The organism is Mesorhizobium sp. M2A.F.Ca.ET.067.02.1.1 (assembly GCF_004023285.1).
Taxonomy (GTDB): Bacteria; Pseudomonadota; Alphaproteobacteria; order Rhizobiales; family Rhizobiaceae; genus Mesorhizobium.
This window is the reverse complement of sequence record NZ_RZSB01000219.1, coordinates 1-8,141: the sequence shown is the minus strand read 5'-3', so window position 1 is coordinate 8,141 and position 8,141 is coordinate 1. Positions and strand designations below refer to the sequence as shown.

The window sequence follows — 8,141 nt, the reverse complement described above, 5'->3', positions numbered from 1 at the left end:
CCAAGATGCCGTCTCGACCCGCCGGCGCGGCGCCTATTTGCCGCCGTTCAGCCTTTCGCGCAACTCCTTGCCGGTCTTGAAGAACGGCACCCACTTTTCCTCGACCTCGACCGACTCGCCGGTGCGCGGGTTGCGGCCGGTGCGGGCGGGACGGTTTTTCACCGAAAAGGCGCCGAAACCGCGCAACTCGACCCGGTTGCCCTCGGCAAGCGCGTCGGTGATTTCGTCAAAGATCGCACCGACGATGTTTTCGACGTCGCGCAGGAAAAGGTGCGGGTTGCGTGCAGCAATGATCTGCACAAGCTCGGATTTGATCATGGAACGTTCCCCGTGAAACCACTGCAGACGATTATCAGGATGATTTTTATTGCTTTTTTGGCTCGCGCCAACGGCATGTCAAGGGTGCCAGACCGAAACGAGACCGTCAAGAAACAAGCGGTCGGCGCCGAGCTCGTGAATGATATCGCCACCGGCATCCGGCAGGCCAAGCGCCTTGGCGGCCAGTTTTGCCATCGACTGCGAGAACAGGAAGCCGCCACGCCTGTCCTTGTCCTTCCACTCGACGACCTTGAGCTTGGCATCCACGCCCTTCGTCGCCAGCCAGTCGATCGCCTCCTGCTCGCCGCCGACAGCGTCGACCAGATGATTGGCCAAGGCCTGGCGGCCGGTGAAGATCGAACCGTCGGCCAGCGCCAGCGCCTGCTCATGCGTCATCTTGCGGCGGTCCGCGACGATGCCGACGAACCAGTCGTAACTGTCGAGGATCAGCTTGCGCACCATGGCACGCTCATCGTCATTGGTCGGCTTGAAGGGCGAGGGCGAAGCCTTGAGCGGCGAGGATTTCACTTCCTCCAGCTTGATGCCGAGCTTGTCCATGAGACCGCTGACGTCAGGATATTGGATCAGCACGCCGATCGAGCCGACGATCGAGGTCTTCCGGGCAACGATATGGTCGGCAGCACTTGCGATCATATAGCCGGCCGACGCCGCCAGAGTGCCGACCTCGGCCACCACGGGCTTGTCGCCGGCAAGCTTGCGCACGGCTTCGAATGTCGACTCGCCGCCGACCGTGGTGCCTCCGGGCGAATCGATCGACAGGATGACGCCCTTCACCTCCGGCGACTTGCGGATCGTTTCCAGCCTTTTGAGCAGTTCCTCGTCCTCGGTGATGGTGCCTTCGATCTTCACCTTGGCGATATGGGGGACCGCCTGGCCGGTGAAATTGTCGTCATAGACCCATGCCGAGAAGGCGATCACCGCTGCCGCCAGAACCACAAAAGCAGCCACGCGCCAGAAAGTCAGCTTGCGACGCAAGCGGCGGCGGTCGATCAGGTCGTCGGCTCTCATTGCCATCGTCAGCCTCATGGGTCGGCGGGAAAGCAAGCTTTTAAAGCAAGCCTCGGCGCACGGCTACCGTTTCCTGAACGCCGGCTTCGAGCTCGGCGTTGATGGCGACCTCACGAAAAATTAACCCAGTCCCCTTCTGTATCTGCTATGAAGTGCGGGTCGTCTCCCCGAATTCCTCCCGATTTTGTGGGCGGCAGCCGTCACATTTTTGCAGTTTTCGTCCCCTTGTGCTTGCGTGTAGGTGCCGGCATACCACCTATAGGCGATGTTTGGGCGGACAAAGGTCCATTAGAAAAGTCATGTTGGCGCGATCTGACGAAACGAGCGATGCCGCTGCGGCACCGGCTCCCGCGATCCAAGAGGGCACGCGCGGCGAGGCGTTCAACCGCGCGCAACGGCACTCGCGCCGCGTGCGCGTGCTGAAATTCGCGGTGCCGCTGCTCGCGGCCGCGATTGCGATCGCCTTTCCAGTCTATTCCTACCTCAAAGCGCCAGTCTCCATTTCCGTGCAGGCCGACGGCACGGCGTTTTCGAACGGCAAGCTGGTGATGGCCAATCCGAAGCTCAACGGCTTCACCAAGCAGAAGCTGCCCTATTCGCTGACGGCGAGCAGGGCCACGCAGGATGTCGGCCAGCAGGCCGTGATCGACCTCGAAGGCATCAACGCCAAACTGCCCGTCGCCACCGACAATATCGTGTCGGTCGATGCCGAGCACGGTATCTACAATCGCGACGCCAATACGATGGACCTCACCAGCGACGTCAGCGTGACGACTACGGACGGCCTTGCGGCGAAATTCAAATCGATCTTCCTAGACATGGGGAAAGGCTCTATGAAGACGAGCAATCCGGTCGACGTCAGCCGCGGCGGGTCGCGCATCACGGCGGACTCGATGTCGGTCGAGGATAATGGCAGGCTCGTGGTCTTCGAGAACCGGGTTCGCGTCAACATCGATCCGACTGCGCTGAAGGCGGCAGGGGTAAACAGTGGAGAACAGAATGCGTCGCAGTAAATCCGCGTGGGCTCTGGGCGCAGCCTCCGCATTGCTGTTTCTGGGGACGGCGCATTCCTTCGCGCAGTCGAGCGCGACCAGCCAGATGTCCGGGCTCAAGCTGTCCGGCGACCAGCCGATCCAGATCGAGAGCGACAAGCTGGAGGTCCGCCAAGCCGAGAGCATGGCCATATTCAGCGGCAATGTGACCGTCAATCAGGGGCCGACCCTGCTAAAGGCCGGCAAGATGACGGTCTACTATGTCAAGGACCCCAAGGCTGACAAAAGCGCGGCTGCCGGCGCGTCGGCAATGACGGGCGCCGCCAATATCGATCACCTGGAGGTCGAGAACAAGGTCTACGTCAAATCGAACGACCAGGTCGCCACCGGCGACAGCGGCACGTTCGACATGAAGACACAGGTGCTGGTGCTCAAGGGCAAGGAAGTGGTGCTTTCGCAAGGCGACAATGTGCTCAAGGGCTGCAAGCTCACCGTGCAGATGAAGAGCGGCCTCGCCAATGTCGACGGCTGCGGTGGCCGCGTGATGATGTCGTTCACGCCCCAGAAGCAGGGCGCGCAGCAACAGGGAGCGTCGGGCAACTAATGGCCGGCGTATCCTCGCTGCTTGCCCGTCTTCCGGGACGGGCGGCCGCAAAGCCGGCTGCCCCGGCGACGGTCGGCACCGACAAGGCGAAGTTCAAGGGCACCCTGATCGCCAAGGGCCTGACCAAAAGCTACAAGGGCCGTAAGGTGGTGAGTGGGGTGACGCTCGGCGTGCGCGCCGGCGAGGCCGTCGGCCTGCTTGGCCCCAACGGCGCCGGCAAGACCACGTGTTTCTACATGGTCACCGGCCTTGTTCCCGTCGATGAGGGCTCGATCGAGATCGACGGCTTCGATGTCACGTCGATGCCGATGTACCGGCGCGCCCGCCTTGGTATCGGCTATCTGCCGCAGGAAGCGTCAATCTTCCGCGGGCTGAACGTCGAGCAGAATATCCGCGCCGTGCTGGAAGTGGTCGAAAAGGATCGCAAGGTGCGCGAACGCAACCTCGACGAGCTGCTCGAGGAGTTCCATATCAGCCATCTGCGCAAGGCGCCCTCGATGTCGCTGTCGGGCGGCGAACGGCGTCGCCTTGAAATCGCGCGGGCCCTGGCGACGCGGCCTGCCTATATGCTGCTCGACGAGCCCTTTGCCGGCATCGACCCGATTGCCGTCGCCGACATCCAGCAGCTCGTCCGCCACCTCACGGCGCGCGGCATCGGCGTCTTGATCACCGACCACAATGTGCGCGAGACGCTCGGCCTGATCGATCGCGCCTATATCATCCATGCCGGTCAGGTGCTGACGCATGGCCGGGCCGACGAAATCGTCGCCAACGCCGATGTGCGGCGTCTCTATCTCGGCGAGGGTTTCACGCTCTGAGCGTAAAATACCTTTCTCCAGAGTGAATTTGAGCCCAATTCGACTGGTTTGCCGCGATTTTTCGGCCCAATAACGCTCCGGTAAGCCGATCCTGCTAGCGTTTTCCTTGACAAGCAAAAGCCGGGCCAGTTTCTATGCCCGACCGGAATGCAAGAGTGCGACGCGTAGACGAGGCGTTTGAATCCCACCATGGCGCTGGCAGCCAAACTGCAGCTCAGACAATCCCAGTCGCTGGTGATGACGCCGCAGCTGATGCAGTCGATCCGGCTGCTGCAGCTCACCCATGTCGAGCTCGAACGCTTCATCGACGAGGAGATCGAGCGCAACCCTCTCCTGGAGCGCGCCGAACCGCAGGATGACGCCGCCAGCGACCAGGCCCAGAAAAGCGAGGCCGCGCCGGAGCTGGATAGCGCCGGCGACTGGTTCGAGGGCGAGACGGAGTGGAGCGCGGAAGCGATCTCGCAAAAGCTCGACTCTTCCCTGGAAAACCTGTTCCCCGACGATCCCGGCACCAGCGAGCGGCTGGGGCCGGATCTCACGGCTCAGTGGAAGTCTGCAGCGGGCAGCGCCGGCACAGCCTCATCCGAGGGATTCGACGTCGGCGACATGGCCGCGGCCGCAGTCACATTGCGCGAACATGTCGGCGAGCAGATCGCACTTGCTTCGCTGAGCCCCGGCGAACGTCTCATCGCGGGCGAGCTTGCCGATGGGCTCGACGAGGCCGGTTATCTGCGCACCGACCTGATGGAGATCGCGGTCCGGCTCGGCACGGATGAAGCGGCGGTGGCGCGTGTGCTTGGCTCCTGCCAGAGCTTCGAGCCGGCAGGGCTCTTCGCGCGCGACCTTGCCGAGTGCCTGTCGCTGCAGCTTCAGGCGCGCGACAGGCTCGATCCGGCAATGAAAGCGCTGGTCGCCAACCTCGAGCTTCTGGCGCGGCGCGATTTCCAGACGCTGAAACGCATCTGCGGCGTCGACGAGGAGGACCTCCTCGACATGCTTGCCGAGATCCGCGCTCTCGATCCGCGCCCCGGCCTGGCGTTTTCGGGCGGCGCAAGCGACGCAATCGTCGCCGATGTCGAGGTCCGCGCGGCCAATGACGGCAGCTGGGCAGTTGAGCTCAATGCCGACACGCTGCCGCGCGTGCTGGTGGACAATGTCTACTTCGCCCGTGTCTCGAGCCACGCCAAGGACCAGGCGGAAAAGGATTTTCTCGCCGAATGCCTGCAGAACGCCAACTGGCTGACGCGCAGCCTCGACCAGCGGGCCAAGACTATTCTCAAGGTGGCGTCGGAAATCGTGCGGCAGCAGGACGCCTTTCTCGTCCATGGCGTGCGCCACCTCAAGCCGCTCAACCTGCGCACGGTGGCCGATGCCATCGGCATGCATGAATCGACCGTCAGCCGCGTCACCGCCAACAAATACATGCTGACGCCGCGCGGGGTTTTCGAGCTGCGCTATTTCTTCACGGCGTCGATCGCCTCGGCCGAAGGCGGCGAAGCGCACTCTTCCGAGGCCGTGCGCGACCGCATCAAGCAGATGATCGACGAGGAAAAGCCCGCCGACGTGCTTTCCGACGACGCCATCGTCGACATGCTCAAGGAAAGTGGTGTCGATATCGCGCGCCGCACCGTCGCGAAATACCGCGAAGGCATGAATATCCCATCGTCTGTGCAAAGGCGGCGGGAGAAGCGGGCGCTCGCGAACGCCGGCCGCTAGGCCCGCCGGTATTCGGGCGATGCCGGCCCGACCCGAATCCCGATGATTTCCCGCAATCCCCAAGCTTGATTGACAAGCCGCAATGAAGTGTCTAGAAGCCCGCCCGCATGAGCAGGGCGGTAATGCCCGCTTGCAAATGGGTCCGTCAGACAAGGCCATGGACGGCCAAGAAGGCGACTTGTGATCAACCGGAAAGTTCGGGTCTAAAATCGGCGCGCATGCCGCTGCGAAGCTTGTGCGCGCGCACCACGGGTATAAACTCGGGACCAGTTTGAAGCCTGGGCAAGGAAGGTCAGTTTTCAGATGAATCTACGCATTTCGGGAAAACACATGGACATCGGCGATGCGTTCCGCACGCGCATCAACGACCGGGTCGGCGAGGCGATCGAGAAATATTTCGATCGGGGTTTTTCAGGACATGTCACGGTCATCAAATCGGGGTCGCGTTTCTCCGCCGACTGCATGATCCGGCTCGATTCCGGCGCTTCCTTGCAGGCGACCGGCGACGCCCAGGACCCGACGCTTGCCTTCGAGGCGGCCGCCGATCGCCTGGAAACACGGCTGCGCCGCTACAAGCGCCGGCTGAAATCGCGCAACACCGGCAACGGCAATGGCGAAGAGCCGACCGACATCGCCTACACGGTGATGGCTCCCCTCACAGATGAGGAGGAAGACATTCCGGAGGACTTCGCTCCGGCCATCGTCGCCGAATCAAGCATGACGCTGCGGACCATGTCGGTGGCGTCGGCTGTCATAGAGCTCGACAACAGCGACAGCCCGGTATTCCTGTTCCGCAACGCCGGGACCGACCATCTCAACATCGTCTACCGCCGGCCGGATGGCAATATCGGCTGGATCGATCCGTCGACGACCAAAGTCGCACAGGCATAAAAAGCCGGCCGCGCGAGGGGGCGACGACTGGCGCGGCAGGCGAGCAAGGGATTTTTCAAGCATGGATCTCAGCGATCTCATCAGCGTCCCGGCGATCATGCCGGCGTTGAAGGCGAATTCCAAAAAGCAGCTTCTGCAATTGCTGTCGGAGAGGGCGGCGGCGATTTCGGGAATTCCGGAGCGGGAGGTGTTCGACACCATCCTGCAGCGCGAACGGCTGGGATCGACCGGCGTCGGCAACGGCATCGCCATTCCGCACGGCAAGCTCGCCGGCGTGAAGCGGATCGCCGGTGTCTTCGCGCGGCTGGAAACGCCCGTCGATTTCGAGGCATTGGACGACCAGCCGGTCGACCTCGTCTTTCTGCTGCTGGCGCCCGAAGGCGCAGGCGCCGACCATCTCAAGGCGCTGTCGCGCATCGCGCGCGTGCTGCGCGATGCCGACACGGTGGCCAAGATCAGGGGTACGCGCGACGCGGTGGCGATCCACGCCCTGCTGTCCGACACGCAGGCCTCGCACGCAGCCTGAAGTTTTGGGATAGAACTCTAGTTTGAGAAGAAACCCTAGAGGGACCGCCGGGAGCGGCCCTTTCCATTTCGAACTGCCAGCAATCGCCCTAAAGCGCGTCGCGATCTTTCAGATTCGCTCCATGCGCTTTAGGTTTTGATTTTACGCATGTCTTTATCCCGAAACCGGTTCCCACTTTCGGGAGACATGCCTTAGTGGATGGCGACAGTGGTCAGGTCGTTCTCCAACGCACCCGCCAGCGCCCGGTCACGGGCATCGGAAAGCAGGATCGGCTGGCCGTTGGCGGCAAACAAAGCCCACAGCTCCAGGCCGGGCGCGATTTCGCCGAGGCCGGGGAAGCGGCCGCGCAGGTCGTCGCTCGACACTTTCCGCAGATAAGCGACAGAGCCTTCGCCGAGATGGGCGAGTTCGCCGCTGGTCATGGTGATCATTTCGTCAGTTCTGGTCATTTCAAGCCTCCTTGGCGCGAGGACGCCAGGATTGGCCGCCTCGCATAGAGCCATCGGCAAAGATCAGTCTTTCACCGATATGTTTATTTTCCGTACCAGCCGCTCGGCCTCCGGCCGGTCGAGATCGATCGACAGCAGGCCGTTCTTCAACTCGGCCGCTATCACCCGCATGCCGTCGGCCAGCACGAAACAGCGCTGGAACTGGCGCGCGGCGATGCCGCGGTGGAGGAATTCGCGCTCGGTGTCGTCGGTCTGGCGACCGCGCACGATCAGCTGGTTTTCCTCCGTGGTGACATCGAGATCGCTCTCGGCGAAACCGGCAACGGCCAATGTGATGCGCAGCCTTTCGGCCTCGCCGTCAGCGGCGCTGAGGCGTTCGATGTTGTATGGCGGATAGCTGTCGCCGGTCTTCGCCAGACGCTCCAGCGTCTTTTCCATGGCATCGAAACCCAAAAGAAGCGGGCTGGAGAAGGGCGTCATTCGACTCATTGTTACACTGTCCTCTGAAGAGCGACACAAACTGGAAAAACCCGGATGGCATTTTTCTCGATGGTCTTGATATGGTCCGCCGCGCGATCAAGTTCAAGCCATTAAACCCCGCCCAAAAAGACTCCCCAAAAAGGAATTGAAATGCCCCAGTCCAGAAAGATCATCATCGACACGGATCCCGGCCAGGACGACGCCGTCGCCATATTGCTGGCGCCCGGCAGTTCCGAGCTGGAGATCGTCGGCATCACCGCCGTTGCCGGCAACGTGCCGCTGAAACTGACCCAGAACAACGCCCGCAAGATCTGCGAG

Annotated in this window: 11 protein-coding genes; 7 read left to right on the top strand and 4 right to left on the bottom strand. The window is 62.3% G+C overall.

The window, feature by feature from the left end:
* Positions 1–33 precede the first annotated feature (33 nt).
* Both EOA28_RS16645 and sppA read right to left on the bottom strand, forming a co-directional pair.
* Positions 34–318: an integration host factor subunit beta gene (locus tag EOA28_RS16645; protein WP_027165368.1), complete on the bottom strand. Its 285-nt coding sequence runs from the start codon at positions 316–318 to the stop codon at positions 34–36.
* 78 nt (positions 319–396) lie between these two features.
* A complete protein-coding gene (sppA, locus tag EOA28_RS16640) occupies positions 397–1,353 on the bottom strand; it encodes a signal peptide peptidase SppA (RefSeq protein ID WP_127249525.1) in 957 nt (318 codons plus the stop codon).
* Positions 1,354–1,646: 293 nt separating this feature from the next.
* Between sppA and lptC the strand changes: the two genes are divergently transcribed.
* The 6 genes from lptC (at position 1,647) to ptsN (ending at position 6,894) form a co-directional block, all read left to right on the top strand.
* The gene (gene lptC, locus EOA28_RS16635; protein ID WP_127249524.1) at positions 1,647–2,360 is read left to right on the top strand and encodes an LPS export ABC transporter periplasmic protein LptC; all 714 of its coding nucleotides are present in this window, start codon (positions 1,647–1,649) and stop codon (positions 2,358–2,360) included.
* Complete coding sequence (locus EOA28_RS16630) at positions 2,347–2,943, top strand: LptA/OstA family protein (RefSeq protein WP_126081191.1); 597 nt, start codon at positions 2,347–2,349, stop codon at positions 2,941–2,943. The genes lptC and EOA28_RS16630 overlap by 14 nt, the downstream gene beginning before the upstream one ends.
* Entirely contained in the window at positions 2,943–3,761 is an 819-nt protein-coding gene (lptB, locus tag EOA28_RS16625; protein ID WP_042641058.1) for an LPS export ABC transporter ATP-binding protein, read from the top strand. The genes EOA28_RS16630 and lptB overlap by 1 nt, the downstream gene beginning before the upstream one ends.
* A gap of 189 nt (positions 3,762–3,950) precedes the next feature.
* A complete protein-coding gene (gene rpoN, locus EOA28_RS16620) occupies positions 3,951–5,477 on the top strand; it encodes an RNA polymerase factor sigma-54 (RefSeq protein WP_127249522.1) in 1,527 nt (508 codons plus the stop codon).
* A gap of 303 nt (positions 5,478–5,780) precedes the next feature.
* Positions 5,781–6,368 carry a ribosome-associated translation inhibitor RaiA gene (gene raiA, locus EOA28_RS16615; protein ID WP_127249521.1) on the top strand — a complete coding sequence of 196 codons (588 nt, stop codon included), beginning with the start codon at positions 5,781–5,783 and terminating at the stop codon, positions 6,366–6,368.
* 61 nt (positions 6,369–6,429) lie between these two features.
* Positions 6,430–6,894: a PTS IIA-like nitrogen regulatory protein PtsN gene (gene ptsN, locus EOA28_RS16610; protein WP_042641064.1), complete on the top strand. Its 465-nt coding sequence runs from the start codon at positions 6,430–6,432 to the stop codon at positions 6,892–6,894.
* A 191-nt stretch (positions 6,895–7,085) separates the two neighbouring features.
* On the opposite strand, the gene EOA28_RS16605 is transcribed toward ptsN, so the two are convergent.
* Positions 7,086–7,343, bottom strand: coding sequence for a DUF1150 family protein (locus tag EOA28_RS16605; protein WP_126081194.1), 258 nt, complete (start codon positions 7,341–7,343; stop codon positions 7,086–7,088).
* A 63-nt stretch (positions 7,344–7,406) separates the two neighbouring features.
* Positions 7,407–7,832, bottom strand: coding sequence for an Hsp20 family protein (locus EOA28_RS16600; protein WP_127249520.1), 426 nt, complete (start codon positions 7,830–7,832; stop codon positions 7,407–7,409).
* A gap of 141 nt (positions 7,833–7,973) precedes the next feature.
* Here EOA28_RS16600 and EOA28_RS16595 point away from each other — a divergent pair.
* The coding region (locus tag EOA28_RS16595) for a nucleoside hydrolase (RefSeq protein WP_189342069.1) at positions 7,974–8,141 on the top strand (168 nt) is incomplete at its 3' end.

Coding starts and splice junctions, on each gene's coding strand:
- EOA28_RS16645 (WP_027165368.1), bottom strand. CDS start 318: ATGATCAAATCCGAGCTTGTGCAGATCATTGCTGCACGCAACCCGCAC.
- sppA (WP_127249525.1), bottom strand. CDS start 1,353: ATGGCAATGAGAGCCGACGACCTGATCGACCGCCGCCGCTTGCGTCGC.
- lptC (WP_127249524.1), top strand. CDS start 1,647: ATGTTGGCGCGATCTGACGAAACGAGCGATGCCGCTGCGGCACCGGCT.
- EOA28_RS16630 (WP_126081191.1), top strand. CDS start 2,347: ATGCGTCGCAGTAAATCCGCGTGGGCTCTGGGCGCAGCCTCCGCATTG.
- lptB (WP_042641058.1), top strand. CDS start 2,943: ATGGCCGGCGTATCCTCGCTGCTTGCCCGTCTTCCGGGACGGGCGGCC.
- rpoN (WP_127249522.1), top strand. CDS start 3,951: ATGGCGCTGGCAGCCAAACTGCAGCTCAGACAATCCCAGTCGCTGGTG.
- raiA (WP_127249521.1), top strand. CDS start 5,781: ATGAATCTACGCATTTCGGGAAAACACATGGACATCGGCGATGCGTTC.
- ptsN (WP_042641064.1), top strand. CDS start 6,430: ATGGATCTCAGCGATCTCATCAGCGTCCCGGCGATCATGCCGGCGTTG.
- EOA28_RS16605 (WP_126081194.1), bottom strand. CDS start 7,343: ATGACCAGAACTGACGAAATGATCACCATGACCAGCGGCGAACTCGCC.
- EOA28_RS16600 (WP_127249520.1), bottom strand. CDS start 7,832: ATGAGTCGAATGACGCCCTTCTCCAGCCCGCTTCTTTTGGGTTTCGAT.